Here is a 25,822-nt window from a genome sequence, read left to right on the forward strand (position 1 = left end):
TGATGCGTGCGGAACGGGACCGCTTTCAGATCTTCATGTCGAAGCCAAGGTGCTTGGCCACGGTGAAGATGTCCTTGTCGCCCCGGCCCGACAGGTTCACCACCATGATGTGATCCCTGGGCAGGGTCGGCGCCAGCTTGATGACATGGGCCAAGGCGTGGCTGGGCTCCAGCGCCGGGATGATACCCTCGAGCGCGCAGAGCGTCTGGAAGGCGGCCAGGGCCTCGTCGTCGGTCACGCTGACATATTCGGCGCGGCCCTGCTCCTTGAGCCAGGCGTGTTCGGGGCCGATGCCGGGATAGTCGAGGCCGGCGCTGATCGAATGGCCTTCGAGGATCTGGCCCTCGTCATCCATCAGCAGATAGGTGCGGTTGCCATGCAGCACGCCCGGGCGGCCGCCGGTCAGGCTGGCGCAATGCAGCATGCGCTCGTCGACGCCCTTGCCGCCGGCCTCGACGCCGATGATGCGGACCGAGGGATCGTCGAGGAAGGGGTGGAACAGGCCCATGGCGTTCGAGCCGCCACCGATGGCCGCGACCACGCTGTCGGGCAGCCGGCCCTTGCCTTCCTGCTCTTCGAGCTGCCAGCGGGTCTCGCGCCCGATGATGCGCTGGAAGTCGCGCACCATGGCCGGATAGGGATGCGGGCCGGCAACGGTGCCGATGCAATAGAAGGTGTCGCGGACGTTGGTGACCCAGTCGCGCAGCGCGTCGTTCATCGCGTCCTTCAGCGTGCCGCGCCCCGAGGTCACCGGCACCACCTCGGCGCCCAGCAGCCGCATGCGGAACACGTTCGGCGCCTGGCGCTCGACGTCATGCGCGCCCATGTAGACGATGCATTTCAGCCCGAAGCGGGCGCAGACCGTCGCCGTCGCCACGCCGTGCTGGCCGGCGCCGGTCTCGGCGATGATGCGGGTCTTGCCCATGCGGCGCGCCAGCAGGATCTGGCCCAACACGTTGTTGATCTTGTGGCTGCCGGTGTGGTTCAGCTCTTCGCGTTTCAGATAGATCTTCGCGCCGCCCAGTTCCTCGGTCAGGCGTGGCGCGAAATAGAGCGGGCTGGGGCGACCGACGTAATGTTTCCACAGCGCGTCCATCTCGGCCCAGAAATCCGGGTCTTCCTTGGCGCGGTCGTATTCGGCCTGCAGGTCCAGGATCAGCGGCATCAGCGTCTCGCTGACGAAGCGGCCGCCGAAGATGCCGAAGCGGCCCTGTTCGTCCGGCCCGTTCAGGAAACTGTTGATCAGGTCTTCGGCCATGGCTGTCCTCGCGCGCGGTCGGGGTGGGTATTTGGGGAGCAAAGAAGTCCCTTAGAGGGATTTCTTATATCCGATATGCGAAGCGGTAAAGCCGAGCCGGTCGTAGAAGCGATGCGCGTCGGTCCGGCTGCGGTTGGTGGTGAATTGCAGCAGCGTGCAGCCGGCGGCGCGGGCGCGGGTCTCGGCATCGCGGATCAGGGCCGCGCCGATGCCCTGGCCGCGCAGGTCGGGGCGGACGCGGACGCCCTCGATCTGGGCGCGGCGGGCGGCGGTCAGCGACAGGCCCGAGATGCAGGTCAGCTGGTAGCAGGCGATGACGTCATCCCCGAGCAGGCCGACGATCAGCCGGTTCGCGGCCTCGGCCTGCATGGCGTCGAAAGCGGCGAGATAGGGTGCGAGATCGCCGCTTTCGCGCCCGCGGCCCAGCGGGTCGTCGCGCAGGAGCGCCAGCACCGCGGGAACCTCGTCGCGCCGGGCCTCGCGAAAGGCGACGGGTGGCGTCACAGGATCGGCGCGGTGGCGCGGGCGGCGAAGCGGCGGATACGCTCGGGATCCTTGACGCCGGGGGCGCTTTCGACGCCCGAGGACACGTCGACGCCGGGCGCCCGGGTCAGGCGGATCGCCTCGTGCACATTGTCCGGGGTCAGGCCGCCGGCGAGCAGCCAGGGCTTCAGGATCTGCCGGCCGGCAAGCAGGCGCCAGTCGAAGGCGAGGCCGTTGCCGCCGGGCAGCTCGGCACCCTTGGGGGGTTTCGCATCGATCAGCAGCATGTCCGCGACCAGCCCATAGTCCCAGAGCTGGTCCAGATCGGCGGGCTCGGCCACGCCGACCGCCTTCATCACCGGCAGGCCGGTCAGGGCGCGGACCTCGGCCACCCGGGCCGGGGTTTCTTCGCCGTGCAGCTGGATCAGGTCCAGGGGCACGCGGTCCAGAACCGCAGTCAGGGCCGCGTCGTCGGGGTTCACGAAGAGCCCGACCTTGGCGATGCCCAGCGGCACCTGTACCGCCAGCGCCGCTGCCTGTTCGGCGCTGACGTGTCGTGGCGATTTCGGGAAGAAGACGAAACCGACATAGCGGGCGCCGGATTCGACGGCCGCCGAAAGGCCGGCGGCCTCGGTCAGGCCGCAGATCTTGACGGAGACGGCCATGGCTTCAGCGCGGCGCCGGCAGGGTGCTGCCCGAGGCGGCGGGCGTCTTGCCGGCATTGTCGAGGATCGCCAGCACCTCGTCGCGGGGCGCAGCGGCCTGGGTCTGGCGCAGGTGGCCCATCTCGCGCTGCAGATCGGCAAGATGCTGGGCGCGGCGGTTGGATTCGGCGCGCAGATGCGACTCGCGCAGCCATTCCCAGATGAGGCCGACCAGCACGCCGAAGACCATGGCCAGGAACAGCGCCACGAAGGCCGGCATGGTCAGCGACCATTGCCCACCGGCAAAGGGCGCCACGGCCGGCGGCAGCAGGCTGACGGTGATCATGTCGCGGTTCGCCGCCGCGACCAGCACCAGCACCACGGCCAGAATGACAAAGAAAGCGAACCGGATCGCGCGCATGGCTTACCCCGCAGAATGAAATGCCCTCACGGGCCGGCGACAATCTGGCCTATTCGGCCTCGCCGTTCAACCGTTCGCGCAGAAGCTTGCCGGTCTTGAAGAAGGGCACGTGCTTTTCGTCCACGCTGACCGACTCGCCGGTGCGGGGGTTGCGGCCCTGGCGCGCGTCGCGCTTTTTCACCGAGAAGGCGCCGAAGCCGCGCAGCTCGACCCGGTCGCCGCGCGCCATGGCGTCGATGATCTCTTCGAACACCGTGTTCACGATCCGCTCGACGTCGCGCTGGAACAGGTGGGGATTCTCCTCGGAGATTTTCTGGATCAGTTCGGATCGGATCATTGCGCTTCCTGAATCTGGAGGGTCCAAGGGTTCCTGTCGCCCGATCATAGTCCGGGCAGCCGGGCAATCAATCGGTGAACGCGGCCGGACGCGGTTTGGTTGCGGTATATATCAACACTTTATGGTGCAGAAATGGCGACCGGGCAATGAAAAGCGCCCCCGGCAGGACCGGGGGCGCCATTTTCAGCCGATCGCGCGGATCAGCCCTTGTTCTTCAGCGCGGCGCCCAGGATGTCGCCCAGCGAGGCGCCCGAATCCGAGCTGCCATACTGTTCGACGGCTTCCTTCTCTTCAGCGATCTCGCGTGCCTTGATCGACAGGCCCAGGCGACGGGTCTTGGTGTCGATGTTGGTGACACGGACGTCGACATGGTCACCGACCTGGAAGCGCTCGGGGCGCTGGTCCTGGCGGTCGCGGGCCAGGTCCGAACGACGGATGAAGGATTTCATGCCGTTGTATTCGACCTCGATGCCGCCGTCCTCGATCGCCGTCACGGTGACGGTGATGACCGAGCCGCGCTTCACGCCTTCGACCGCTTCGGCCATGGCGTCGTTTTCCAGCGCCTTGATCGACAGCGAGATGCGTTCCTTGTCGATGTCGACTTCCTGCACGACCGCCTTGACGACGTCGCCCTTGCGGAAGTCCTGGATCGCGTCCTCGCCGCGGGCATCCCACGAGATGTCCGACAGGTGGACCATGCCGTCGATATCGCCTTCCAGGCCGACGAACAGACCGAATTCGGTGATGTTCTTGACCTCGCCCTCGATGACGGTGCCGACCGGGTGGGTCTCGGCGAAGACTTCCCACGGGTTGCGCATGGTCTGCTTCAGACCCAGCGACACGCGGCGCTTGGCTTCGTCGATCTCCAGCACCATCACGTCAACCTCTTGCGAGGTCGAGACGATCTTGCCGGGGTGGACGTTCTTCTTGGTCCAGCTCATTTCCGAGACGTGGACCAGGCCCTCGACGCCGGCTTCCAGCTCCACGAAGGCGCCGTAGTCGGTGATGTTGGTCACGCGGCCGGAATGCACCGAGCCGATCGGGAACTTCGAGCCCACGGTATCCCACGGATCGGCCTGCAGCTGCTTCATGCCCAGGCTGATGCGGTGGGTGTCCTTGTTGATCTTGACGACCTGGACCTTGACGGTCTCGCCGATCGACAGGATCTCGGACGGGTGGTTGACGCGGCGCCAGGCCATGTCGGTGACGTGCAGCAGGCCGTCGACGCCGCCCAGGTCAACGAAGGCACCGTATTCGGTGATGTTCTTGACCACGCCCTCGACCGTCTGACCTTCGGTCAGGTTGGCGATGACTTCGGCGCGCTGTTCGGCGCGGGACTCTTCCAGGATGGCGCGGCGCGACACGACGATATTGCCGCGGCGGCGGTCCATCTTCAGGATCTGGAACGGCTGTTTCAGACCCATCAGCGGGCCGGCATCGCGCACGGGGCGCACGTCAACTTGCGATCCGGGCAGGAAGGCGACAGCGCCGCCCAGGTCGACCGTGAAGCCGCCCTTGACGCGACCGAAGATGGCGCCTTCGACGCGCTCTTCGGCGGCATAGGCTTTCTCCAGGCGGTCCCAGGCTTCCTCGCGGCGGGCTTTCTCGCGCGAGATCGAGGCTTCGCCACGGGCGTTCTCGACGCGGTCCAGATAGACCTCGACCTCGTCGCCGACCTGGATGTTCGGGGCTTCGCCGGGGTTCGCGAATTCTTTCAGATCGACGCGGCCTTCCATCTTGTAGCCGACGTCGATGATGGCCTGGCCCGCCTCGATGGCGATGACCTTGCCCTTGACGACCGAACCTTCGTCCGGGGTGTCGATTTCGAGGCTTTCGTTCAGGAGGGCCTCGAATTCCTCCATGGTCGCTTTAGCGCACATATATAATCAGTTTCCTTTGCACGGTTTTCTGGCCTTGCGGTTGGCTCCGCCGGTCTTTTTGTAGTCATCCGGGATAAGCGCAAAGGGTCGCGGCTTGCGCCCGACCCTGATGTGAAGCGGCCTGTCCTGGCCCCATCGCTTGTCCCGACGGGCGCCATATAGCGGCGATTGCCCGTCGAGGCAAGGCTTTCAGCCGGTTTTGCGGGCCTCGGCGATCTCGCGCGCCAGAGTCGCGACCAGGTCCGCGGCGGGCATCGCGCGCGCCCGGGCATAGCCGGTGCCGGCCCATTGCGCCGCGTAATCGGTGCCGCCGGCGGCGGCCAGCGCCTTGCCGGCGTCATAGGTGATCGGATAATCCGGCAGGGGCGGCGCCTCGGCGCTGGCGCCAAGCGCGGTCAGCCGGTTGGGAAAGCCCCGAGCCGGCCGGCCCGAGATCGCCCGCGTCATCACCGTCTCTTGCCCCGGCTGGCCCAGAAGGGCGCGATGCGGGGCCTTGGCCGCGGATTCCGGGCAGGCGACGAAGGCGGTGCCCATCTGTACCGCGACCGCGCCGGCATCAAGGAAACGCACGGCATCGCGCCCGTCCATGATGCCGCCCGCCGCGACCAGCGGCAGGCCCAAGGGGCGCAGGGCCTCGATCAGCGCCATGGTCGAAAGCTGCTCGTCCGGCCCGTCCGGGTCGAAGATGCCGCGATGGCCGCCGGCCTCGTAGCCCTGGGCGATGATGGCATCGAGCCCGGCGTCGCGGATCGCCTCGCCCTCGGCCAACGACGTGGCCGAGCCCGCGAGCAGCGCCCCGCTGGCGCGCAGCGCCGCCAGCTGGTCGGCGCGCGGCAGGCCGAAGTGGAAGCTGACCATCGCCGGCCGCGCCGCGACCACCGCGGCCAGCATGGCCTCGTCGACCAGGAAGCTGGTGAAGATCTCGCGCAGCGCGGCGGGGGGCTCGGCGCCCGCGCGGCGGAACTCGGGGGATAGATAGTCGAGCCAGGCCGCCTCGCGCGCCGGATCGGCCGTGGCCGGGCGGTGGCAGAACAGGTTGACGTGATAGCGGTTCGAGCCGATGCGCTCCTGCACCTCGGCCATCATCGCCGCCCCTTGCGCGGCACTGACGGTCGCAAGGCCCATGCCGCCCAAGGCGCCCGCCAGGCTGACCTCGGCCGCCAGCGCCGGCGTCGCGGTGCCGGCCATAGGCGCCTGCAGCACCGGTACGGTCAGTTCGGTCAAGATGCTCATGCTCCGGCCCTCCTCGCCGCGGCGATGGCGCGGGCCACCGCCTGTTCGATACTCATGTCGCTGGTGTCCAGAAGCAGCGCGTCCCCGGCCGGGCGCATCGGCGCCACGTCGCGGGCGGCGTCGCGGGCGTCGCGTTCGCGCAGCTCGGCCAGGATGGCGGTTTCGTCGGCCTGCAGCTCCAGCGCGCGGCGGCGGGCGCGCACATCGTCGCTGGCGGTGACATAAAGCTTCAGCTCGGCCTCGGGGCAGATCACCGTGCCGATGTCGCGCCCGTCCAGCACCGCGCCAGGCTCGGCCCGGGCGAAACGGCGCTGGAAATCGACCAGGGCGGCCCGCACCTCGGGGATGGCGGCGACGCGGCTTGCGGCCTGGCCGGCCTCGGCCGTGCGCAGGTCGTCGCGGGTCAGATCCCCCGGCGCCAGACCGCGCGCCGCTGCGACCGGATCGCCGCCAAGCGCGCCCACGGCACGATACAAGAGCCCGGTGTCCAGATGCTGAAAGCCCAGCTCCTGCGCCAGGGCGCGGGCGATGGTCCCCTTGCCCGAAGCGGCCGGCCCGTCGATGGCGATGGTAAAGGGCATGTCGTCCTCGGCCTAGAAAACAGAGCCGGATCTGGCGGGACCGGCCGACCGGCAAGGCCCCGGCCTCGCGGCCAACATGGTGCCGACCGCAGGGACGGCGAGACCAGGCCGAACCATTCCCGGAGGGCACTTGCTTCGTTTTATCAATTCGCTCCCATGTCCGCGCCCTGCACACCGAGATCGTCTTGTGCCCGGCTCGTCCGGTCGTGTGCCGCAACCTAGCAACGCCCCGAGCCGCAGGCAAGCCGAGATAGGTGACGGAAAAAATGTGAGGCCCTGCCCCGGCAGGATCCGCATGCCCCCGGTGCCCTCGCCGCCCTTCTCGCCCGCCCCATCGCATCGCAGCCGCACCAATTACCCGATGCCCGAGCTGGGGCGGACGATGGGCGGCACCTCGAAAAGCACCGTGTCGAAGCGGTGCAGGGAATGAGCCATGCTGCGCCACTGGTTCAAGACCTATGGCGAAGACGAGAGGCTTGGCGAGCGCCTGAACCGCCCGAATGGCCTATCTCTGGCTGGACGCCACCTTCCAGATGCGCCAAGGCGGCCGCATCGTGCCGGTCGCGGCCTGATCGCCGTCGCCGCCAACAGCCGGCGAGATCATCGGTCTTGCTATCGGACCTTTGCAAGCCGAGACCTTCTGGATCGAGTTCCTGCGTTCCCTGATTGGCGGGATCCGGCTGGTGAACAGCCCTCGGCGGCAAAACGGCCCGCTGGACCGTATGTGCCCCGCCTCGACCCTTGCCGGCCTCAAGGCCGCTATCGCCCGGGTTTTCGAAGCCACCTGGCAGCGCTGTCGCGTTTACTGGATGGAACGTCCTTGCCATGTCTCGCGCGGCCAGAACTGTCTTGGCTGCCGCGATCCGCCAGGCTTTCGCCCAGCCCGACCGGCCAGACCGGCGCAAGAGCTCCGCGCCGAACAGCGGATAGCCGGGCGCGGTTGGAGGAGGGACCAAGGCCTGGCACCTCGCATGGAGCACCTCCTGGTTCGCCAGTCGGTGCTCGCCACTTTTCCAGGGCAGTCCAGTCGCCCGATACCGCGCAGAAGCGAGATCATGCCTCAATCCTGCAGGCCCAGGGCAAGGCACTGGCAGATCCCGAGCTGCTGGGCGCCTCCCCAGCGCTAGATCATGTTCAATGCGGCCTTGTACATCTCGAGGATGGCTTCCTCTTCGGCGATGTCGTCCTTGTCGCGCTTGCGCAGCGCGATGACCTTGCGCATGACCTTGGTGTCGTAGCCGCGCGCCTTCGCCTCGGCCATCAGCTCTTTCTGCTGCTCGGTCACGTCCTTCTTTTCCGCCTCGAGCTGCTCGTATTGCTCGATGAACTGACGCAGCTCTCCGGCCGCGATGCCATAGGCGTTGTCGTCCTGCATGATCCGCTCCTTGTTTTGCCGCCGGGTCTAGGCGGTCTTGCGGGCGGGTGCAATCGCCGCTAGGCCGTGCCCGGCAAACGGAGGGCGCGATGACGATCTGGGACGGGCTGATCTGGGGCGGAACCGGGCTGACGGCCCTGGGGCTGGTGGCGCTGGCCTGGTGCATCCTGACCGCCGCGCGGGCCAAGGCGCGGGTCACCGACGATGCGCAGATGCGGGCCGTGATGCGCCGCGTCGTGGTGGTGAACATGGCGGCGCTGGCGGCATCGGTCTTTGGCCTGATGTTCGTGGTGCTGGGCATCATGCTGGGCCGCTGAGATGCGCGCCCTGGTCCAGCGCGTCAGCCGCGCCGAAGTCACCGTCGAGGGCCGCAGCATCGGCCGCATCGGCCCCGGGCTGATGGTCCTGGTCTGCGCCATGCAGGGCGACCCCGAGGACGCGCCCGCGAAACTGGCCGCCCGCATCGCCAAGCTGCGCATCTTCCGCGACGAGGCGGGCAAGATGAACCGCTCGGTCACCGACATCGGCGGCGCGGTGCTGGTGGTCAGCCAGTTCACCCTGGCCGCCGATACCCGCACCGGCAACCGCCCGGGATTCTCGAGCGCCGAGGCGCCGGCGCGGGGCGAGGCGCTGTACCTGGCCTTTGCGCAGGCCCTGCGCGACCTGGGCCTGCCGGTCCAGACCGGCGCGTTCGGCGCCGACATGGCGGTGTCGCTGGTCAATGACGGGCCGGTGACGATCTGGATGGATTCCACCGACCGCACTTGACTTTTCGTGCAAAACCCCTCATCTGCACCAAGTTGCCGCCCGCTGCCGCGTGAGCAGCGACGCCCTTGCGCGTCAGGTCGGCCACATTTTTCCGGTTTCCCATTCACGCGGGGAGGCTTGCGGGCATAGCGTATCGCGCCCGCCCCTCGCAACCAGCCGCACGCGATGCGGCCCCTTGTCATGCGTGCCGATACGCGGCCCGCATGGCCGAAAGATGACATGACGCAAGACACCACCCGCCCGAACCGTTCGGGCAAGCCGCGCCAGAATGCCTCGGGCCAGCCCCGCGGCGAGCGCGGCCCGAAACCGGCCTTCCGCGGCGGCAATGCCAAGCCGACCACCAACCACCGCCGCCACCGCGACGAGCCCGAGGAGAAGTTCATCCGCCGGGCGATTCCCGATATCGACACCCCCTTCACCCGCATGGGCATCGACGCCCGCGTGGCGGTGAACCTGCCGCCGATGGGCATCGACGCGCCCTCGCCGATCCAGGAGAAGGCGATCCCCGGCATCGTCGAGGGCCGCGACCTGCTGGGCCTCGCGCAGACCGGCACCGGCAAGACGGCAGCCTTCGGCCTGCCGATGCTGACGCGGCTGCTGAACATCGGCCGCAAGCCCGAGCCCCGGACCTGCCGCGCGCTGATCCTGGCGCCGACCCGCGAACTGGCGACGCAGATCGCCGCGAACATCGACGCCTATGCCGCAGGCACCGCCATCCGGCAGTTCCGCGTCGTCGGTGGCGCCTCGATCAACACCCAGACCATGCGCATGGAGCGCGGCGTCGACGTGCTGATCGCCACGCCCGGCCGACTGATCGACCTGATCGAGCGCGGCGCGGTCGACCTGTCGCAGACCAAGTATCTGGTGCTGGACGAGGCCGACCAGATGCTGGACATCGGCTTCATCCACGCGCTGCGCCGCATCGCCAAGATGCTGCCGCGCGAGCGCCAGACGCTGCTGTTCTCGGCCACCATGCCGAAGCTGATGGAAGAGCTGGCCGACAGCTATCTGACCGATCCGCTGAAGGTCGCCGTGAACCCTCCGGGCCAGGCGGCGGCCAAGATCGCGCAGGGCGTGCATTTCGTGAACCAGGGCGACAAGGCGACGCTGCTGGCCGAATATCTGGCCAAGCACCGCGAGGAACTCGCCATCGTCTTTGGCCGCACCAAGCATGGTTCGGAAAAGCTGTCGAAGCTGCTGGAGAAATGGGGCTACAAGGTCGCCGCCATCCACGGCAACAAGAGCCAGGGCCAGCGCGAGCGCGCCTTGTCCGGCTTCCGCGCCGGCGAGACCAAGGTGCTGGTCGCGACCGATGTGGCGGCGCGCGGGCTCGACATCCCCGAAGTGGCGCATGTCTATAACTACGACCTGCCCAACGTGCCCGAGAACTACGTCCACCGCATCGGCCGCACCGCGCGCGCCGGCCGCGACGGCCGCGCCATCGCCTTCTGCGCCCCGGCCGAGATCGGCGAATTGCGCGCCATCGAAAAGGCCATGAAGGCGCCGATCCCGGTGGTCGGCGGCGAGGTGCCCTTCGAGGCGGCGAAGATCCGCGAACGCGGCGGTCCGGCCGGCCGCGGCGGCCCCGCAGGCCAGCAGCCGGCGCGCAAGCGCCCGGCCCGCCGCCCCTCGCGCGCGCCGAAATCGGCCTGAGCCGCGCCTGACCCCGCGCAAACGTGAGCCGCCGCCTGTGGGCGGCGGCTTGCCCGCATCGGGCCCTCGCGGCTATCTGCCGACATGGCCAAGCTTTATTTCCATTACTCGACGATGAATGCCGGCAAGAGCACGCTCTTGCTGCAGGCGTCCTATAACTATCGCGAGCGTGGCATGCAGACGCTGCTGCTGACCGCCGCGCTGGACGACCGCGCCGGGCCAGGCCAGATCGCCAGCCGCATCGGCATCGCCGAGTCCGCCACCACCTTCACCCCGGACACCGACCTTTTCGCCCTGATCGCCGATGCGGGTCCCTGCGCCTGCGTCTTTGTCGACGAGGCGCAGTTCCTGACCGAGATCCAGGTCTGGCAGCTGGCGCGCGTCGCCGACGACCTGGGCCTGCCGGTGATGTGCTATGGGTTGCGCGTTGATTTCCGCGGCAATCTGTTTCCGGGCTCGGCCGCGCTTCTGGCTTGGGCGGACGACCTGCGCGAGGTGCGCACCATCTGCCATTGCGGCCGCAAGGCCACCATGGTGGTGCGGCAGGATGAAGAAGGCCGCGCGCTGCATGACGGCGCGCAGGTCCAGATCGGGGGGAATGAAACCTATGTCTCGCTGTGCCGCCGGCACTGGCGCGAAATGATGGAGTGACCGCATGCAAGCCAGCAACACGCCCCGCGCCTATGGCTGGGTGGCCCGCTTTTTCCACTGGACCGTCGCGGTCCTGATCCTGGCCGCCATCGGCCTGGGGCTTTATGCCGGCAGCCTGCCGACGGGCGCGCAGGACCAGATGCAGGCGGTGTTCCGGGCCTTCTCGATCCACAAGACCGTCGGCGTGGCCGTGCTGGTCCTGGCGGTGCTGCGCATCCTGTGGACCCTGACCCAGCGGAAGCCGCGCCCGCTGCATCCCGGCCGGCGGCTGGAAAGCTTCGTCGCCGAGGCGGTGCATTGGGCGCTGTGGGTCGGCATGGTCATCATGCCGCTGACCGGCTGGCTGCTGCATTCGGCGGCGCCGGGCGGGTTTTCCCGCATCCTGTGGCCGCTGGGCCAGCGCCTGCCCGGTGTGCCCCAGGATGCCGCCCTGGCCGAGCGTTTCGCGCACTTTCACGAGACCGGCTGGTGGGTGCTGGCCGGGCTGATCGGGCTGCATGTCGCGGGCGCCGTGAAACATGCGCTGATCGACCGCGACGGCACCATGAGCCGCATGGCCGGCCATCCCGACCGCGCGCCCGAGCCGCCGCCGGCACGTCCCGCCCTGCTGTCGCATCTGCTGGCGGCGCTGGCCGCGCTGGCGATCTGGGGCGCAACGGCAGTCCTGGCGGTGCCTGCCGCCGACGAGGATGCCGCGGCGCCCGCCGTGACGGCGCCCGTGGCCTCGGGCTGGGCGGTCGAGCAAGGGACGCTCGCCATCGAGGTCGTGCAGGCGGGCAGCCCGATCTCGGGCCGGTTCGGCACATGGGATGCGGCGATCGACTATGATCCCGAAGAGCAGGCCGGGCATGTGACGGTCAACATCGACATCGCCTCGCTGGAGCTGGGCTCGGTCAGCGACAGCGCCAAGGGGCCGGATTTCCTGAACGCCCCCGCGCATCCGACCGCGACATTCGATGCGGATATCCTGGCTGAGGGCGCGGGTCCTGTGGCGCGCGGCACGCTGACCATCGCCGGGAAATCCGTGTCGGCGGAGCTGCCCTTCGATCTGGTGATCGAGGGCGATATGGCGACGGCCAAGGGCCGGATGCAGGTGGACCGGCGCGATTTCGGCGTGGGCAGCGGCTATGCCGACGAAAGCACCGTGGGATTTGCGGTCGGGATCAGCTTCGATCTGACGGCGAAGCGGCAGTAGGAAGAAAGGGCCGCCTCGATGGGCGGCCCTTTCGTTTCGGGTATTTACGGAGCAAAGAAGCCGGGTCAGCCGACCAGTTCGAGGCCCGAGAAGAAGAAGGCGATCTCGCGCGCGGCGGCTTCGGGGCTGTCCGAGCCGTGCACCGAGTTCTCGCCGACCGAGAGGGCGAATTCCTTGCGGATGGTGCCCTCGTCGGCATTGGCCGGGTTGGTGGCGCCCATGACTTCGCGGTTCTTCAGGATGGCGCCTTCGCCCTCCAGCACCTGCACCACGACCGGCTCCGAGGTCATGAATTCGGTCAGCTCGCCGTAGAAGGGGCGTTCCTTGTGCTCGGCATAGAACTGGCCGGCTTGCGCGAGCGTCAGTTGGATGCGCTTCTGCGCCACGATGCGCAGGCCGGCTTCTTCGAACTTGGCATTGATCTTGCCGGTCAGGTTGCGCTTGGTGGCGTCGGGTTTGATGATCGAAAGCGTGCGTTCGGTCGCCATTGGGGTCGTCCTTTTCCTGATCCGGGCGGGATGGCCCGGAATTGCGCGCCCGGTTACCATGCGACGCGGCGCTTGAAAAGCGGGCGCAGGATTGACGGCCGCGCGCGCTTCGTCCATGCGGGGGCCATGCTGCGCATCGACGACATCTCCTATTCCATCGCCGGCCGGCCGCTGTTTCAGCAGGCCAGCGCCACCATTCCCGACGGCCACAAGGTCGGTCTCGTGGGGCCGAACGGCGCCGGCAAGACCACGCTCTTCAAGCTGATCCGGGGCGAGCTGGGCCTTGACGGCGGCGCGATCACCCTGCCCGCCCGCGCCCGCATCGGCGGCGTCGCGCAAGAGGCGTCGGGCACCGCGACAAGCGTGCTGGAAACGGTGCTGGCCGCCGACGAGGAACGCGCCGCCCTGCTGGCGGAATCCGCGAGTGCGACCGATCCGCACCGGATCGCCGAGATCCAGACCCGGCTGGCCGATATCGACGCCTGGTCGGCCGAGGCCCGCGCCGCCACCATCCTGCGCGGCCTGGGTTTCTCGACCGAGGACCAGGCGCGGCCCACCAGCGACTATTCCGGCGGCTGGCGCATGCGCGTCGCGCTGGCCGGCGTGCTGTTCTCGCAGCCCGACCTGTTGCTGCTGGACGAGCCGACGAACTATCTGGACCTGGAAGGCGCGCTATGGCTGGAAAGCTATCTGCAGCGCTATCCACATACCGTGATCGTCATCAGCCACGACCGCGACCTGCTCAATCGCGCCGTGGGCCATATCCTGCATCTCGAGGACCGCAAGCTGGTGCTTTACAGCGGCGGCTATGACACCTTCGCCCGCACCCGGGCCGAAAAGCGCGCCCTGCAAGCGGCCGAAGCGAAGAAGCAGGAGGCGCGGCGCGCGCATCTGCAAAGCTTCGTCGACCGTTTCCGCGCCAAGGCCAGCAAGGCCGTGCAGGCCCAGGCCCGCATCAAGATGCTGGCCAAGATGGAGCCGATCACGGCCCCGGAAGAGGCCAAGTTCCACCGCTTCAGCTTTCCGCAGCCCGACCAGCTGTCGCCGCCCATCGTCTCGCTGGACGGGGTCTCGGTCGGCTATGGCGACCGGGTGGTGCTGCACCGGCTGGCCCTGCGCATCGACCAGGACGACCGCATCGCGCTGCTGGGTCGCAACGGCCAGGGCAAGTCGACGCTGTCGAAGCTGCTCGCCGGTCGGCTGGAACCGATGGAGGGGCGGATCAACCGCTCGGGCAAGCTGCGCATCGGCTATTTCGCCCAGCACCAGGTCGATGAGCTGGAACTGGACGAAACGCCCCTGGCCCATGTCCGCCGCCTGCGCCCGGACGAGACGCCGCCCCGGCTGCGGGCGCGGCTGGCCGGCTTCGGCCTGATGGAGGCGCAGGCCGAGACCAAGGTGCGGCAGCTGTCGGGCGGGCAGAAGGCGCGGCTGTCGCTGCTGCTCGCGACCATCGATGCGCCGCATCTGCTGATCCTGGACGAACCGACGAACCATCTGGACATCGAAAGCCGCGAGGCGCTGACCGAGGCGCTGAACGACTATACCGGCGCCGTGGTGCTGGTCAGCCACGACATGCACCTGCTGAACCTGGTGGCCGAGCGGCTGTGGCTGGTCGATCAGGGCGGGGTCGCGCCCTGGCAGGGCGACCTGGACGATTACCGCAAGATGCTGCTCTCGGGCGAGGACAAGCCCGCCGCGAAACCCGAGCCGAAGCCCACGGCGAAACGCCCCTCGCGCGACCAGGTGCTGGAACTGCGCGCCGAGGCCCGCCGCGCCGAGGAGCGGGTCGAGAAGCTGACCGCCATGCTGGAAAAGCTCGACGCCATCATGGCCGACCCGGCCACCTATGACGACGCGCAGAAGGCCGAGGCCTTTGGCCGCAAGCATGCCGAGGCCAGCGAGGCGATGACCCGCGCCGAGGGGCTGTGGATGGAGGCGCTGGAACGGCTCGAGGACGCGCTGCGCGCCTGAAAGCCACACATCACGGCTTTTCGTCCGGCAAGCCGCAGCGCGGGCTTGCCCCGGGAAGCGGTTTCGCCCAATGCCTTCGGGCAAGTTGACAAGGATTCGCCCATGACCCGCCTGATCGCGCTCGCCCTGCTCTCTGCCACCGCGCTGGGAACCCCGGCCATGGCGCAATCGCTGGCCGGGCGCAGCTTTTCCTTCGATGCCGGGCTGGGGGTGAAATACAGCCCGGAATACATGGGCTCGGACAACCTGGACGCCTCGCCCTGGTTCATCCTGAAGAATGCCGATGCCGACCGCGACAAGCCGGACGGATTCTCGTTCCTGCCGTCGCTGAACTATATCGGCAAGCGCGATGCCAGCGACTATCCCGACCTGCACGGCATGTCCGACGTGGGCATCGCCGGCGAGGCGGGGCTCAAGGTTTCCTATCGCATGGGCGACATGACCAGCTACGGCGCCATCCGCAAGGGCTTCGGCGGCCACCATGGCGTGGTGGGTGAACTGGGCGCGAAATACCGCATGGAATACAACGACCGGCTGACGCTGTGGACCGGGGCCGAGCTGGGCCTGGGCAGCGACGATTTCACCGATACCTATTTCGGCGTCACCGGAAGCGAATCGATCTCCAGCGGCCATCGCGCCTATGATCCCGAGGGCGGCGCCTATATCGCCCGGCTCAGCGTCGAGGCGCGCTATGAATTCATGCCCGACACCGCGCTGATGGGCCGGCTGACCTATGGCCGCCTGCTAGGCGATGCCAGCGATTCGCCGCTGGTGCAACAGCGCAACCAGCCCTCGGTCAGCATCGGCGTGGCGCGGCGGCTGAACTTCCGCTTCTAGAGCCGGGCTGGACCCTGCGGAAAGCACGCCCTATATAAGCGCCAGGCTTTCACAGGACGGGCGCAATGACCGACGAAACCCTCAAGGAAGGCGATCCGCTGATCGCGCCCTCGACAACCGAGCATCCGCTGTATGACAGCGTGGTCGAGGCCTGCAAGACGGTCTACGACCCCGAGATTCCGGTGAACATCTTCGACCTGGGCTTGATCTATACCATCGCCATCGACGACGAGAACGCCGTGCGCATCGTCATGACACTGACCGCGCCGGGCTGCCCGGTCGCGGGCGAGATGCCGGGCTGGGTCGCCGATGCCGTCGAGGCTATCCCGGGCGTGCGGCAGGTCGATGTCGAGATGACCTTCCAGCCGCAATGGGGCATGGACATGATGTCCGACGAGGCCCGGCTGGAGCTGGGGTTCATTTGAGCGCGCTCGCGGATATGCTGGCCGGGCGCGCCTATGATCCCGGCGACGGCGAGCTGGTCGCCATGCGCAAGACGGCCCAGGGGCTGATGCGCGAATACAATGCCACCATCATCGGCGACAAGACCCGCGCCCGCACGCTGTCGCAGCTGTTGGGCAGCTGGAACGGCGCCGTGGTGCGCGCGCCCTTTCACGTCGATTACGGCAAGCACATTCACTTCGGCGAAGGCTGTTTCGTGAATTACGGCTGCTTTTTCATGGACATCTGCGAGATTCGCATCGGCGCGCGCTGCCAGTTCGGCACCGCGGTCCAGCTTTTGACCGAGGACCGGCCGCGCGATGCTGCCCGCCGGGCCGCCGGCGAGGAATGGGGCAAGCCGATCACCATCGGCGACGATGTCTGGATCGGCGGCGGCGCCATCGTGCTGCCCGGCATCACCATCGGCGACGGCGCCATCGTCGGCGCGGGTTCGGTGGTGACGCGCGACGTTCCCGCCGGCGCCACCGTGGTCGGCAACCCGGCCCGTCCCCTGCCCGCCCGCAGCTAAAGAAACATCCGGTGTCGCCCTTGGCTGACCAGATGCACGGCGCCTTGCAGAACCGGCATCTCGGCCAGCCGCGACAGCGGCAGGCCCATCGCCTCAAGCCGCAGCATGCGCAGGGTCACGCCATGGGTGACGATCAGCGCCGGGCCCGACAGTTCGCGCAGAAAGGCCCGCACCCGAGCCTGGAGCCCGGCGAAATGCTCGCCTCCCGGCGCGCGGTCATACCAGTCCAGCGCGCCGCCCGCGAACAGCGCTGGATGCTCGGCCCGCAGCGCCTCGCCCGTGCGGCCGGTGAAATGGCCGATGTCGATTTCGTGCAGTCGGGTGTCGCTTAGAAAATCCGCGCCGGCGAAGACGATGCACGCGGTCTGCTGCGCGCGCCCGGCCGTGCTGGCATAGCGGGCAAGTCCGGTCAGGTCGCGCAAAAGCCAGGCCTGCCGCCGCGCCTGCGCGACGCCCAGCGGCGTCAACGCCGAATCCAGCCGCCCCTGCATGCGGCCTTCGGCGTTCCATTCCGTCTGCCCGTGCCGCATCAGGTAGAGGTCGGGCAGATCCGGCATCAGACCCATTTCGCCAGCGGCGGCAGGCTCATCAGCACGGCCTCGGGGTCGTGGCCGGTGGCCAGGCCGAATTTGGTGCCGCGGTCATAGACCAGATTGTATTCGGCATAGAGACCGCGGTGGATCAGCTGCGCGTCCCTGTCGGCCTCGCCCCAGGGCTGGGCCATGCGCTTTTCGGCGAGCGGCAGGAAGGCGGGCAGGAAGGCCTCGCCCACCGCCTTGGTAAAGGCGAAATCGGCCTGCCAGTCGCCGGTGTTGAGATCGTCGTAGAAGATGCCGCCGACGCCCCGTGCCCGGCCACGATGCGGGACAAAGAAATACTCGTCCGCCCAGGCCTTGAAGCGGTCGTAGTAATCGGCGCCGTGCGGCGCGCAGGCCGTGCGCAGCGTGTCGTGGAAATGCGCCGTATCCTCGGCGACTTCCAGGCAAGGGTTCAGGTCGGCACCGCCGCCGAACCACCAGGCGCCCGGCGTCCAGAACATGCGCGTGTTCATGTGTACGGCCGGCGCATGCGGGTTCTGCATATGCGCGACCAGGCTGATGCCCGAGGCCCAGAAACGCGGGTCCGCCTCGATCCCCGGCACGCCGCGCGCGGCCATGGCCTGGCGCGCAGCGGGCAGCAATTCGCCATGCACCGCCGACCAGTTGACGCCGACCTTCTCGAAGACCCGGCCGCCGCGCATCACCGACATCAGCCCGCCGCCGCCGTCTTCGCCGCGCCGGGTCTCGCGCACCTTGAAGCGGCCGGGCGGGGCGCTGCCGGGACCGCGATCCTCGAGCCCCTCGAAAGCGGCGACGATGCGGTCGCGCAGGCTGCGAAACCAGGCCGCAGCTTCCTGACGTTCTTGGCTCATCTCCATGGCTTGTCCCTGCATTCGTGAATTGCCCTGCCGAAATCGCAGGCCTATGCTTTCCGACAAACAACTAGAGATCCCCGCCATGACCCGCAACATCCTGCTTGCCCTGATGCCTGTCCTGGTCGTCGCAGCCTGCGGCACCCCGCAGGAACAATGCATCAGCCGCAACACGCGGGAATACCGCACGGTCTCGAACCTGCTGGCCGAGGTCGAGGCGAACCTGGCGCGCGGCTATGCCTGGGAAGAACGCACGGTGAGCCGCACCGAATGGGACGATTGCCCCTATGTCATCCGCGACAAGGACGGCAATGCGCGCATCGTCAACCGCACTTGCATGCGCGAGGTCGCCGATACCGAACGCTACCGCGTGCCGATCGACCCGGCGGCCGAGGAACGCAAGCGCGACAACCTCGCCGCCCGCAAGCAGGCGCTGACCCCGAATGCGGCCGCCGCGGTCAAGGCCTGCAAGGCCGCCTATCCCGAGGAAGACAAGTCCTGATAGGCGCGGCTCAATAGACGCCGGGCGCCAGCGGGTCGCCCAGGCTGCGTCCGCCATCGACGCGCAGGATCTGCCCGGTGATGAAGCCCGAGGCCTCGCTGGCCAGAAATTGCACGGTGCCGGCCAGTTCGTCGGCGCCGGCGATGCGGCCCAGGGGCGTCGCCGCGATCATGCGGTCGCGCAGGCCGGGATCCTCGCGCAGCTTCAGCTGCATGTTGTTCGACATGATGCTGGCGAAGGCCACGCCGTTCACGCGGATGCGCTGCGGGGCCAGCGCCGAGGCCAGCGCGCGCGTCGCCTGCGCCTGCGCGGCGCTGGCGATGGAATAGGCCAGCATCTGCGGCTGCGGCCAGTCGGCGGCCAGCGAGGTCAGGTTGACGATGGCGCCGCTTTGCAGGGGCGGGGTGTCGCCGCTCTCGACCTGGGCCAGCATGCGCTTGGCGACCATCTGCGACAGCCGCAGGCCCGAGATCATATTCTGGCGCAGCATCTCGGCCAGCATGTCCTCGCTGACCGCCAGCGGATCGCAGCCCTGCACCATGCGATGGGCGTTGACCAGAATGTCCACGCGGTCGAAGGCGTCGATGGTGGCCGAGACCAGATTGGCCAGCGTCAGCTTCTGGCCCAGATCGCCGGCAAAGGCACGGATCGGCCCTTCGGCCGCCGCATCGGCGCCCAGTTCGGTTTCCAGCGCCGCCTCGTCGCTGTCGGCGAACATGACATTGGCGCCGACCGCGGCGAAATGCCGGGCGATGGCCAGGCCGATGCCGCGCGCGGCACCGGTGACGATGGCGGTCTTGCCCTGGATCGACAGGCTCATCTTCTATGTCCCTTCGGCTGGCCGCGCCCGGCAGCACCGCCGCGACGCGCGCCGGTGGCGGTCAGGATCTTGAAGCGCGCATCGCCGCCCAGTTCGGCCACATCGGCAAAGCTGTCCCTCAGCACCTGCTCATAGGGCAGGTGCCGGTTCGCCACCATCCACAGCCGCCCCGCCCCGGTCAGCAGCCCGGCGGCGGCACGGATGAAGCCGGCACCGATGCGCGGGTCGGCCGCGCGGCCGTCGTGAAAGGGCGGGTTCATGATCACGCCGTTCACCGGCTCGGGCAGGCGGAAATCCAGCGCATCGGCCCAGTGGAACTGCGCGCGCGGATCGGTCACGTTGCGGCGCGCGCAATCCAGCGCCGTGGCATCGGCCTCGACCAGATGCAGCGTACCGACGCCGGGATGGGTCAGGATCTGCGCCGAGAGCCAGCCCCAGCCCGCGCCCAGATCGACGATCCGGCTCGGCAGCTTTTCCGGCAAGGCCGCTGCCAGCGCCTGCGAGGCCGGGTCCGGCCCGTCGGCCGAGAACACCCCCGGCCGCGTCACCATGCCGGGCGCGGCCAGGTGATCCTGCGCCGCCCAGTCCTCGGGCAGCCAGCCCGGCTCGGGCAGCGTCAGGCGAAAGATCTTGCCATGGCCGCGCGATTCGATCCCGTCGACCGGGGCAAGGCCGCGCATCTCTTTCAGCACGGCGTCGATGCCATCGGTCTTTTGCCCGTCGATCCACAGCGCGGCGCCGGGCGACAGCCGCGAGGCCGCCTCAGCGATGCGGGCGCGCGCCTCGGCCCGGGCGCGCGGCAGGAACACCACCGCCGCGTCGAAGGAGCCCGAGGCCGCGGTCACGACATCGAAACCCCGCGCCTTCAGCGCCTGGTGGTCGGGAAAGAACCCCTGCACGACCTGCGTCCGCGCGGCGTCGAAAGGGAAAAGGTCCGTGTCGGCGCCGGCACCCAGCAACAACAGGCGACCCTCGGGCGGCTCACCGCCAAAGACAAGTTCCAGCCGTGATCCAGCCAATTTCTACTCTTTTTCCATGGTGCATTGCAGCGGATGCTGCTGACGGCGGGCAAGTTCCATCACCTGCGCCACCTTGGTTTCCGCGATCTCGTGCGAGAACACGCCGACCACCGCCACCCCCTTGCGATGCACGGTCAGCATGATCTCGATCGCCTGGCCGTGGGTCATGCTGAACAGCCGCTCGAGCACATGGACGACGAACTCCATCGGCGTGAAATCGTCGTTCAGCAGCAACACCTTGTACATCGGCGGCCGTTTCGTGCGGGGGCGGGTCTTGACCCCCAGCTCGACCTCGTCGCGGTCTCCGGGTGAGTTGGTCATCTGCGGTCTGGTCACGAGGCTTGCAACAGGATGGGAACGGTTCTGCGACCGAATATAGGCACTTTCCCCCCGGTTGGTAAGCCCCGCCCTGGGGGCGCCGCCGCAAGGGGCATGCAACCGCCGGCAGATTGCGCGCCACGGCCCCAAACTTACGGTTTCCGTGCGCAGGAATGCGTGTTATTGTCACTTTATTAATGAAGGGCCCGCATAATGAACGGGCCCTCAGAGGCAGAAAGACCGGGACCGTGAGCAGAATCAGCAAGAATGTCCGCTTGGGACTGATGATCCTATTGGCATGGGCCATGCCCATGGCCGTTGCAGCGGCGCCTTTCGCGGCCTTCGTCATGGATGCGCGCACGGGGCAGGAGATCTATTCGCAGAACGCCGACACGCGGCTGCATCCCGCCTCGCTGACCAAGATGATGACGCTTTACCTGGCCTTCAACGCCATCGAGCGCGGCCAGGTGCGGCTGGACAGCAAGTTCCTGGTGTCGAGCCATGCCGCCTCGCAGCCGCCGTCGCGGCTGGGGCTGAAGCCGGGGCAGCGGATCGAGCTGCGCTATCTGATCCGCGCCGCGGCAGTGAAATCCGCCAATGACGCCGCCACCGTGATCGGCGAAGGCCTGGCGGGCTCCGAGCCGAAATTCGCCGCGCAGATGACGCAGATGGCGCGCGCGCTCGGCATGCGCAACTCGAATTTCCGCAACGCCAACGGGTTGACGACCGAGGGGCATTATTCCACCGCCCGCGACATGTCGATCCTGGGCCGGCGGCTGTTCTACGATTTCCCGCAATATTACTCGATCTTCTCGCGCCGCTCGGCGGATGCCGGCATCGCCACGGTGTCGAGCACCAACCGCCGTTTCCTCGACAGCTACGAGGGCGCGGACGGGATCAAGACCGGCTATACCCGCGCGGCGGGGTTCAACCTGACCGCCTCGGCCAAGCGCGGCTCCAAGCGCATCGTGGCGACGGTGCTGGGCGGCAATTCGACCGCGCATCGCAACGCGGTGATGGCGCAGCTGCTGGATGCCGGTTTCGGAAAGGCCCCCACCCGTGTGCGTGAGGTAAAGCCCGCCCCGCCGCAGCTCGTGGCCGAGAAGAAGGTGCGCCGCACGGTGCAGGTCGCGACCGTGGTGCCGACGAGCCCCGGCGCCGCCGCATCCTCGGTGCAGCTCTCGGCCTCGGACCGGCCGGTGGCGCGGGCTTCGACCGCGGCGGTGGTGACCCCGGCGGCGATCTCGGCGGCGGTGTCGCGCGCCCAGGCCAGGGCTGGTTCGCGCGCCACGGGCGATGCCGGCACGCTGGCCGCCAGCGCCCGGCCGAACCGCAAGCCCGGCGCGGGCCCCGTCGCCAATGCCGCCGTCGATCCAGAGGTGCTGGCCCGGGCCGCCCGCCCCGCGGCGCGCCCGGAAGAAGGCGACGCCTCCGAAGCGATGGCCGAGCCGGTGCAAAGCCAGCCGGCCGCGAACCGGATCGACGCGGTCCGCCCTGCCCCGGCGCCGCGCGGCGACCGGTCGGCCAGCTTGGCGCCCGCCGATACGGCCGGCTCCGCCTCGCTGTTCGTGCAAAGCACCGCGCCGCAGCCGGAAAGCCTGGCGCTGCTGGCCTCGCCTGCGCCCGAGCGGCGTTCGGAAACCATCATCCTAGCCTCGCTGGAGCCTGAGGAAGCCGCGCCCGAGGCGACCGAGATCGTCTCGCGCGGAACCGGCGGCGGCAAGGGCTGGGGCGTGACCCTGGGCCTGTTTCGCTCGCAGCGCGAGGCGGAACAGTTGCTGTTGAAGACGGCGCTGCAGGAAAGCGCCGCGCTGGGCAGCGCGGTCAGCCGCGTCGCCAATACCAAGCGCGGCTTCGAGGCGAATTTCGTCGGCATGGCGAAAGAGACCGCCGAATTGGCCTGTGACCGCCTGGCCGCGCGGCAGCAGGACTGCACGGTGGTTGGTCCCTGATTGCCGGATCGACCACGGGGCCGATGAACTCTGATCCGCATGAGCGCTGCAAAGTCCCGGTCGAGAGGCCGGGATTTGTCTTTCGAGCGCCTTGGCTTGTTCCGGGCACTTTGCTTGGCCGCCGGACTCGGGCAGCCTCAGGGCTTCGGCTTGCGCACCGGCATTTCCTTGGCTTGCTTGGTCACAGGACTTCGGCAGCGTCAGCAGGCTGCTGAAAATGGCAGAGCTTGGGCCGGCAACCGCGAAACCGACGCGATTCGACCAGAAATGCCCATTCCCAAGCCGAGTCTGACCGAGTCCGGAACGATTTGCGCCACAGCACCTTTTCCGGCAGCTGACAGGGACGGCATGTGGTCCTGAGCCTCTGCGCTTCCTGACCGGCATGGCGGTGGGCGGCAGGCAGCCGGTCGATTACGCGATGATGGCGGTTCGGCATAAGACGCGCCTTATGCTATGCCACGGGCTGACTGAAGGAAGACCGCCCAAAGCATGATGGTGCGAAACGGCGAACCGCTTACTTGCAACGCGCGCCTTGCGTGCCACGATCATCCGAGAGGGCGATTTGCCCGGGTTGGCTCTGCGAGAAGGTAACGCTTTCAGAAAGGAGAGACGCCCCGGAGCTCTGCGGTCGGTTGTCCGGCCCTACCCCGCTTCCGGTGCGCCGATACCCCCGCTTTTCGGCTCAGGGCTTGGGATGGTCGTCCCATTCCTGGCTGAGGATGCGCTCGGCGTCGCCCTTGGGATCCTCGTATTGCCGGCCGCGCAGGGCCCAGACAAAGGCCAGAAGGCCCAGCGTGCCCAGGCCCAGGGAAACCGGAATCAGGATGCTGAGGACTTCCATGGCAATTCTCCCTAGCGCAGCCGCAAGGCGTTCAGCGTTACGCTGATCGAACTCAGCGACATGGCCAGCGCCGCCATCAGCGGCGTCGCGAGACCCGCGATGGCAAAGGGCACCGCGACGACATTATAGCCCAGCGAAATCGCGAAATTCTCCTTGATCCGCGCGCGCGCACGGCGGGCGACGTCCAGCGCCTCGGCCACCGGGGCAAGGTCGCTGCCCATCAGCACGATGTCCGAGGCGGTGCGGGCCGCATCCAGCGCCGAGGCGGGCGAGATCGAGACATGCGCCTCGGCCAGCGCGGCGGTATCGTTGAGACCGTCGCCGACCATCAGCACATGCCGCCCTTCACTGCCCAACGCGCGAACGGCCTCGGCCTTGTCGAGCGGCGTCACCCCGGCGCGCCATTCGGCTATGCCGAGCCGCGCCGCCAGATCCTCGACCACCGGCGCCGCATCGCCGGACAGCAGCAGCACGCGCTGCCGCCGCGCCAGCAGCCGGGCGACGCAGGCCTCGGCGCCCGGACGCAGCCGGTCGGAAAACTCCAGCCGGATCGGGGCACCCTGCCCCAGGTCCAGCCAGCTGGCCGAAAGCCGCGCGTCGCCATGGCTGGCGCCCAGCCAGTCGGCGCGGCCCAGCCGGAGCCCGCGGTCCTGCCAGCGCCCGGCGATGCCGTAACCCGGCACCTCGCGCAGGTCGTCCAGGGCCGCCGGCTGCGTGCCCGCCTCGGCCAGCGCCTGGGCCAGGGCCTGCGACAGCGGGTGGCCCGACCCTTGGGCCAGCGCCATGGCCAGCGGCCGGGCCTCGACCGGGATCGGCGCCAGCGAGACCAGCTGCGGCACGCCCATGGTCAGCGTCCCGGTCTTGTCGAAGACCACGCAATCGACATCGGCCAGCCGCTCCAGCGCCGTGCCGTCCTTGATCAGCATGCCGCGCCGGAACAGCCGCCCCGAGGCCGCGGTGATCACCGCCGGCACCGCCAGGCCCAGGGCGCAGGGGCAGGTGATGATCAGCACCGCCGCGGCGACGTTCACCGCCAGCCGCAGGTCATGCGTGGCCAGATACCAGCCGAGGAAGCTGCAGAAGGCCATCAGATGCACCAGCGGCGAATAAAGCCGCGAGGCCCGGTCGGCGAGACCGGTGTAATGCCCGCGCGCCGATTCCGCCGCCGCGACCAGCGCCGTCAGCCGCGCGAGCGAGCTGTCGCGCCCGGCCGCCGTCACGCGCAGGACCAGGGGCCCGGTCAGGTTCACCTCGCCTGCCGACAGCGCCATGCCCGGCGCGGCCGCGACCGGGATGCTTTCGCCGGTCAGCAGCGCGCGGTCGATCTCGCTGCGGCCTTCGGTGATCTCGCCATCGGCGGGCACGCGGGCGCCCGGGCGGATGCGGATCAGGTCGCCCGGCACCAGCTCGGCCACTGGCACCGGCTCCTCCCCCGCCGCGGTCAGGCGAAAGGCGCGCGGCACCTCGAGCGCGGTCAGTTCCTCGGCGGCGGAACGCGCCACGGCGCGGGTGCGGTAGTCCAGGTAGCGGCCGATCAGCAGGAAGAAGCACAGCATCACCGCTGCGTCGAAATAGGCGTGATGGCCGGAATGCACCGTCTCATAGACCGAGATCGCCGAGGCCAGCACCAGCGCCAGCGAGATCGGCACGTCCATGCCCAGCCGGCCGTGGCACAAGGCCCGCCAGGCGCTGGCAAAGAAGGGCTGGCCGGCAAAGGCCACCGTCGGCAGCGCGATGGCGCCCGAGATCCAGTGGAACAGGTCGCGGGTGGCGGCGTCGGCCCCCGACCAGACCGCGACGGACAGGATCATGATGTTCATCATCGCGAAACCCGAGACGCCGATGCGCATCAGGATGTCGCGGCCCTGCCGGTCGGCGGCGCTGGCCGACAGCGCGGCGGGGTCGAGTTCATGCGCCTCGTAGCCGATGGATTCGACGACCGGGATCAGCTCGGCGGCACTCATGCCCGGGGCGTCCACCGTCACCCGGCGCAGGGTCAGGTTCACCCGCGCCGCGCGCACGCCGGGATGGCGGGTCAGCACCCGCTCGACATCGGTGATGCAGGTCGCGCAATGGATGGTCGGCAGCGACAGGATCACATCGGCCTGCCCGCCCCGCGCATCGGCCAGGCGCTGCGCCAGGGGCGCCGCGTCGCAGGCCGGGCAGGCCGAGAGCCGCAGTTCGTGGTCGTGCAGGGTGGCGTCGGCCATC

28 protein-coding genes and 1 pseudogene are annotated in these 25,822 nt (G+C 68.6%); 12 read left to right on the forward strand and 17 right to left on the reverse strand.

The window, feature by feature from the left end:
- Positions 1 to 25: 25 nt before the first annotated feature.
- The 8 genes from trpB to ASV56_RS03240 all read right to left on the reverse strand — a co-directional run bounded on the left by trpB (position 26) and on the right by ASV56_RS03240 (position 6,837).
- On the reverse strand, positions 26 to 1,258 hold the full coding sequence (trpB, locus tag ASV56_RS03205; RefSeq protein ID WP_062560766.1) for a tryptophan synthase subunit beta: 1,233 nt from the start codon (positions 1,256 to 1,258) through the stop codon (positions 26 to 28).
- 51 nt (positions 1,259 to 1,309) lie between these two features.
- Positions 1,310 to 1,762 carry a GNAT family N-acetyltransferase gene (locus ASV56_RS03210; protein WP_062560767.1) on the reverse strand — a complete coding sequence of 151 codons (453 nt, stop codon included), beginning with the start codon at positions 1,760 to 1,762 and terminating at the stop codon, positions 1,310 to 1,312.
- Complete coding sequence (locus tag ASV56_RS03215; RefSeq protein WP_062560768.1) at positions 1,759 to 2,406, reverse strand: phosphoribosylanthranilate isomerase; 648 nt, start codon at positions 2,404 to 2,406, stop codon at positions 1,759 to 1,761. Before ASV56_RS03215 ends, ASV56_RS03210 begins: the two co-directional genes overlap by 4 nt.
- A 4-nt stretch (positions 2,407 to 2,410) precedes the next feature.
- Positions 2,411 to 2,806 (reverse strand): LapA family protein, encoded by a 396-nt coding sequence (locus ASV56_RS03220; protein ID WP_062560769.1) that lies wholly within the window; start codon positions 2,804 to 2,806, stop codon positions 2,411 to 2,413.
- A gap of 49 nt (positions 2,807 to 2,855) precedes the next feature.
- Positions 2,856 to 3,143, reverse strand: a complete 288-nt coding sequence (gene ihfB, locus ASV56_RS03225) for an integration host factor subunit beta (protein WP_017998016.1) — start codon at positions 3,141 to 3,143, stop codon at positions 2,856 to 2,858.
- Positions 3,144 to 3,343: 200 nt separating this feature from the next.
- Positions 3,344 to 5,023, reverse strand: coding sequence for a 30S ribosomal protein S1 (gene rpsA, locus ASV56_RS03230; protein WP_026155090.1), 1,680 nt, complete (start codon positions 5,021 to 5,023; stop codon positions 3,344 to 3,346).
- Between the two features lie 189 nt (positions 5,024 to 5,212).
- Entirely contained in the window at positions 5,213 to 6,256 is a 1,044-nt protein-coding gene (locus tag ASV56_RS03235) for an NAD(P)H-dependent flavin oxidoreductase (protein ID WP_062560770.1), read from the reverse strand.
- Positions 6,253 to 6,837, reverse strand: a complete 585-nt coding sequence (locus ASV56_RS03240) for a (d)CMP kinase (RefSeq protein WP_062560771.1) — start codon at positions 6,835 to 6,837, stop codon at positions 6,253 to 6,255. Before ASV56_RS03240 ends, ASV56_RS03235 begins: the two co-directional genes overlap by 4 nt.
- 367 nt (positions 6,838 to 7,204) lie before the next feature.
- Here ASV56_RS03240 and ASV56_RS24310 point away from each other — a divergent pair.
- Positions 7,205 to 7,725: pseudogene (locus ASV56_RS24310) on the forward strand (transposase); the annotation flags it as partial.
- A gap of 235 nt (positions 7,726 to 7,960) precedes the next feature.
- On the opposite strand, the gene ASV56_RS03245 reads toward ASV56_RS24310, so the two are convergent.
- Entirely contained in the window at positions 7,961 to 8,212 is a 252-nt protein-coding gene (locus ASV56_RS03245; protein ID WP_017998020.1) for a DUF2312 domain-containing protein, read from the reverse strand.
- Between the two features lie 89 nt (positions 8,213 to 8,301).
- Between ASV56_RS03245 and ASV56_RS03250 the strand changes: the two genes are divergently transcribed.
- The 5 genes from ASV56_RS03250 to ASV56_RS03270 all read left to right on the forward strand — a co-directional run bounded on the left by ASV56_RS03250 (position 8,302) and on the right by ASV56_RS03270 (position 12,479).
- Positions 8,302 to 8,529 carry a hypothetical protein gene (locus ASV56_RS03250; RefSeq protein ID WP_062560772.1) on the forward strand — a complete coding sequence of 76 codons (228 nt, stop codon included), beginning with the start codon at positions 8,302 to 8,304 and terminating at the stop codon, positions 8,527 to 8,529.
- A gap of 1 nt (position 8,530) precedes the next feature.
- Positions 8,531 to 8,980: a D-aminoacyl-tRNA deacylase gene (dtd, locus tag ASV56_RS03255; protein WP_062560773.1), complete on the forward strand. Its 450-nt coding sequence runs from the start codon at positions 8,531 to 8,533 to the stop codon at positions 8,978 to 8,980.
- Positions 8,981 to 9,199: 219 nt separating this feature from the next.
- Positions 9,200 to 10,633, forward strand: coding sequence for a DEAD/DEAH box helicase (locus tag ASV56_RS03260; protein ID WP_253879852.1), 1,434 nt, complete (start codon positions 9,200 to 9,202; stop codon positions 10,631 to 10,633).
- An 84-nt stretch (positions 10,634 to 10,717) separates the two neighbouring features.
- Positions 10,718 to 11,284 carry a thymidine kinase gene (locus ASV56_RS03265; RefSeq protein ID WP_062560775.1) on the forward strand — a complete coding sequence of 189 codons (567 nt, stop codon included), beginning with the start codon at positions 10,718 to 10,720 and terminating at the stop codon, positions 11,282 to 11,284.
- A gap of 4 nt (positions 11,285 to 11,288) precedes the next feature.
- On the forward strand, positions 11,289 to 12,479 hold the full coding sequence (locus tag ASV56_RS03270) for a cytochrome b/b6 domain-containing protein (RefSeq protein ID WP_062560776.1): 1,191 nt from the start codon (positions 11,289 to 11,291) through the stop codon (positions 12,477 to 12,479).
- Positions 12,480 to 12,544: 65 nt separating this feature from the next.
- On the opposite strand, the gene ndk is transcribed toward ASV56_RS03270, so the two are convergent.
- Positions 12,545 to 12,967: a nucleoside-diphosphate kinase gene (gene ndk, locus ASV56_RS03275; RefSeq protein ID WP_017998026.1), complete on the reverse strand. Its 423-nt coding sequence runs from the start codon at positions 12,965 to 12,967 to the stop codon at positions 12,545 to 12,547.
- 126 nt (positions 12,968 to 13,093) lie between these two features.
- Here ndk and ASV56_RS03280 point away from each other — a divergent pair, with 126 nt between their 5' ends.
- From ASV56_RS03280 to ASV56_RS03295, 4 genes are all read left to right on the forward strand, one after another.
- A complete protein-coding gene (locus tag ASV56_RS03280) occupies positions 13,094 to 14,941 on the forward strand; it encodes an ABC-F family ATP-binding cassette domain-containing protein (RefSeq protein WP_062562216.1) in 1,848 nt (615 codons plus the stop codon).
- Between the two features lie 102 nt (positions 14,942 to 15,043).
- Positions 15,044 to 15,778 (forward strand): MipA/OmpV family protein, encoded by a 735-nt coding sequence (locus tag ASV56_RS03285; protein WP_062560777.1) that lies wholly within the window; start codon positions 15,044 to 15,046, stop codon positions 15,776 to 15,778.
- Positions 15,779 to 15,843: 65 nt separating this feature from the next.
- The gene (locus tag ASV56_RS03290; protein ID WP_062560778.1) at positions 15,844 to 16,203 is read left to right on the forward strand and encodes an SUF system Fe-S cluster assembly protein; all 360 of its coding nucleotides are present in this window, start codon (positions 15,844 to 15,846) and stop codon (positions 16,201 to 16,203) included.
- Positions 16,200 to 16,748 (forward strand): sugar O-acetyltransferase, encoded by a 549-nt coding sequence (locus tag ASV56_RS03295; RefSeq protein ID WP_253879854.1) that lies wholly within the window; start codon positions 16,200 to 16,202, stop codon positions 16,746 to 16,748. The genes ASV56_RS03290 and ASV56_RS03295 overlap by 4 nt, the downstream gene beginning before the upstream one ends.
- On the opposite strand, the gene ASV56_RS03300 is transcribed toward ASV56_RS03295, so the two are convergent.
- Both ASV56_RS03300 and hemF read right to left on the reverse strand, forming a co-directional pair.
- A complete protein-coding gene (locus ASV56_RS03300) occupies positions 16,745 to 17,305 on the reverse strand; it encodes a histidine phosphatase family protein (RefSeq protein ID WP_082724717.1) in 561 nt (186 codons plus the stop codon). The two genes, ASV56_RS03295 and ASV56_RS03300, sit on opposite strands and share 4 nt — an antisense overlap.
- Positions 17,305 to 18,165 (reverse strand): oxygen-dependent coproporphyrinogen oxidase, encoded by an 861-nt coding sequence (gene hemF / locus ASV56_RS03305; RefSeq protein WP_062560780.1) that lies wholly within the window; start codon positions 18,163 to 18,165, stop codon positions 17,305 to 17,307. Before hemF ends, ASV56_RS03300 begins: the two co-directional genes overlap by 1 nt.
- A gap of 79 nt (positions 18,166 to 18,244) precedes the next feature.
- Here hemF and ASV56_RS03310 point away from each other — a divergent pair, with 79 nt between their 5' ends.
- Positions 18,245 to 18,661 (forward strand): hypothetical protein, encoded by a 417-nt coding sequence (locus ASV56_RS03310; protein ID WP_062562218.1) that lies wholly within the window; start codon positions 18,245 to 18,247, stop codon positions 18,659 to 18,661.
- A 10-nt stretch (positions 18,662 to 18,671) separates the two neighbouring features.
- Here ASV56_RS03310 and ASV56_RS03315 read toward each other — a convergent pair whose 3' ends face one another.
- From ASV56_RS03315 to clpS, 3 genes are read right to left on the reverse strand one after another with little or no spacing between them, the layout of a single operon-like run.
- Positions 18,672 to 19,481: an SDR family NAD(P)-dependent oxidoreductase gene (locus ASV56_RS03315; RefSeq protein ID WP_062560781.1), complete on the reverse strand. Its 810-nt coding sequence runs from the start codon at positions 19,479 to 19,481 to the stop codon at positions 18,672 to 18,674.
- Positions 19,478 to 20,500 (reverse strand): methyltransferase, encoded by a 1,023-nt coding sequence (locus tag ASV56_RS03320; RefSeq protein ID WP_062560782.1) that lies wholly within the window; start codon positions 20,498 to 20,500, stop codon positions 19,478 to 19,480. Before ASV56_RS03320 ends, ASV56_RS03315 begins: the two co-directional genes overlap by 4 nt.
- A 3-nt stretch (positions 20,501 to 20,503) precedes the next feature.
- Entirely contained in the window at positions 20,504 to 20,821 is a 318-nt protein-coding gene (gene clpS / locus ASV56_RS03325; protein ID WP_062560783.1) for an ATP-dependent Clp protease adapter ClpS, read from the reverse strand.
- A 308-nt stretch (positions 20,822 to 21,129) separates the two neighbouring features.
- Between clpS and ASV56_RS03330 the strand changes: the two genes are divergently transcribed.
- A complete protein-coding gene (locus ASV56_RS03330) occupies positions 21,130 to 22,770 on the forward strand; it encodes a D-alanyl-D-alanine carboxypeptidase family protein (protein WP_062560784.1) in 1,641 nt (546 codons plus the stop codon).
- A gap of 682 nt (positions 22,771 to 23,452) precedes the next feature.
- Here ASV56_RS03330 and ccoS read toward each other — a convergent pair.
- Both ccoS and ASV56_RS03340 read right to left on the reverse strand, forming a co-directional pair.
- On the reverse strand, positions 23,453 to 23,611 hold the full coding sequence (gene ccoS / locus ASV56_RS03335) for a cbb3-type cytochrome oxidase assembly protein CcoS (protein WP_017998038.1): 159 nt from the start codon (positions 23,609 to 23,611) through the stop codon (positions 23,453 to 23,455).
- 11 nt (positions 23,612 to 23,622) lie between these two features.
- Positions 23,623 to 25,821, reverse strand: a complete 2,199-nt coding sequence (locus tag ASV56_RS03340) for a heavy metal translocating P-type ATPase (RefSeq protein WP_062560785.1) — start codon at positions 25,819 to 25,821, stop codon at positions 23,623 to 23,625.
- Position 25,822 lies beyond the last annotated feature (1 nt).

This window comes from Paracoccus aminovorans, assembly GCF_001546115.1.
Taxonomy (GTDB): domain Bacteria; phylum Pseudomonadota; class Alphaproteobacteria; order Rhodobacterales; family Rhodobacteraceae; genus Paracoccus; species Paracoccus aminovorans_B.

Coding starts and splice junctions, on each gene's coding strand:
- hemF (WP_062560780.1), bottom strand. CDS start 18,165: ATGGAGATGAGCCAAGAACGTCAGGAAGCTGCGGCCTGGTTTCGCAGC.
- ASV56_RS03315 (WP_062560781.1), bottom strand. CDS start 19,481: ATGAGCCTGTCGATCCAGGGCAAGACCGCCATCGTCACCGGTGCCGCG.
- ASV56_RS03280 (WP_062562216.1), top strand. CDS start 13,094: ATGCTGCGCATCGACGACATCTCCTATTCCATCGCCGGCCGGCCGCTG.
- rpsA (WP_026155090.1), bottom strand. CDS start 5,023: ATGTGCGCTAAAGCGACCATGGAGGAATTCGAGGCCCTCCTGAACGAA.
- ASV56_RS03245 (WP_017998020.1), bottom strand. CDS start 8,212: ATGCAGGACGACAACGCCTATGGCATCGCGGCCGGAGAGCTGCGTCAG.
- ASV56_RS03235 (WP_062560770.1), bottom strand. CDS start 6,256: ATGAGCATCTTGACCGAACTGACCGTACCGGTGCTGCAGGCGCCTATG.
- ASV56_RS03265 (WP_062560775.1), top strand. CDS start 10,718: ATGGCCAAGCTTTATTTCCATTACTCGACGATGAATGCCGGCAAGAGC.
- ASV56_RS03260 (WP_253879852.1), top strand. CDS start 9,200: ATGACGCAAGACACCACCCGCCCGAACCGTTCGGGCAAGCCGCGCCAG.
- ASV56_RS03300 (WP_082724717.1), bottom strand. CDS start 17,305: ATGCCGGATCTGCCCGACCTCTACCTGATGCGGCACGGGCAGACGGAA.
- ASV56_RS03285 (WP_062560777.1), top strand. CDS start 15,044: ATGACCCGCCTGATCGCGCTCGCCCTGCTCTCTGCCACCGCGCTGGGA.
- ASV56_RS03330 (WP_062560784.1), top strand. CDS start 21,130: ATGGCCGTTGCAGCGGCGCCTTTCGCGGCCTTCGTCATGGATGCGCGC.
- ASV56_RS03220 (WP_062560769.1), bottom strand. CDS start 2,806: ATGCGCGCGATCCGGTTCGCTTTCTTTGTCATTCTGGCCGTGGTGCTG.
- ASV56_RS03310 (WP_062562218.1), top strand. CDS start 18,245: ATGACCCGCAACATCCTGCTTGCCCTGATGCCTGTCCTGGTCGTCGCA.
- dtd (WP_062560773.1), top strand. CDS start 8,531: ATGCGCGCCCTGGTCCAGCGCGTCAGCCGCGCCGAAGTCACCGTCGAG.
- ASV56_RS03270 (WP_062560776.1), top strand. CDS start 11,289: ATGCAAGCCAGCAACACGCCCCGCGCCTATGGCTGGGTGGCCCGCTTT.
- ihfB (WP_017998016.1), bottom strand. CDS start 3,143: ATGATCCGATCCGAACTGATCCAGAAAATCTCCGAGGAGAATCCCCAC.
- ASV56_RS03250 (WP_062560772.1), top strand. CDS start 8,302: ATGACGATCTGGGACGGGCTGATCTGGGGCGGAACCGGGCTGACGGCC.
- ASV56_RS03215 (WP_062560768.1), bottom strand. CDS start 2,406: ATGGCCGTCTCCGTCAAGATCTGCGGCCTGACCGAGGCCGCCGGCCTT.
- ccoS (WP_017998038.1), bottom strand. CDS start 23,611: ATGGAAGTCCTCAGCATCCTGATTCCGGTTTCCCTGGGCCTGGGCACG.
- ndk (WP_017998026.1), bottom strand. CDS start 12,967: ATGGCGACCGAACGCACGCTTTCGATCATCAAACCCGACGCCACCAAG.
- ASV56_RS03340 (WP_062560785.1), bottom strand. CDS start 25,821: ATGGCCGACGCCACCCTGCACGACCACGAACTGCGGCTCTCGGCCTGC.
- trpB (WP_062560766.1), bottom strand. CDS start 1,258: ATGGCCGAAGACCTGATCAACAGTTTCCTGAACGGGCCGGACGAACAG.
- clpS (WP_062560783.1), bottom strand. CDS start 20,821: ATGACCAACTCACCCGGAGACCGCGACGAGGTCGAGCTGGGGGTCAAG.
- ASV56_RS03240 (WP_062560771.1), bottom strand. CDS start 6,837: ATGCCCTTTACCATCGCCATCGACGGGCCGGCCGCTTCGGGCAAGGGG.
- ASV56_RS03290 (WP_062560778.1), top strand. CDS start 15,844: ATGACCGACGAAACCCTCAAGGAAGGCGATCCGCTGATCGCGCCCTCG.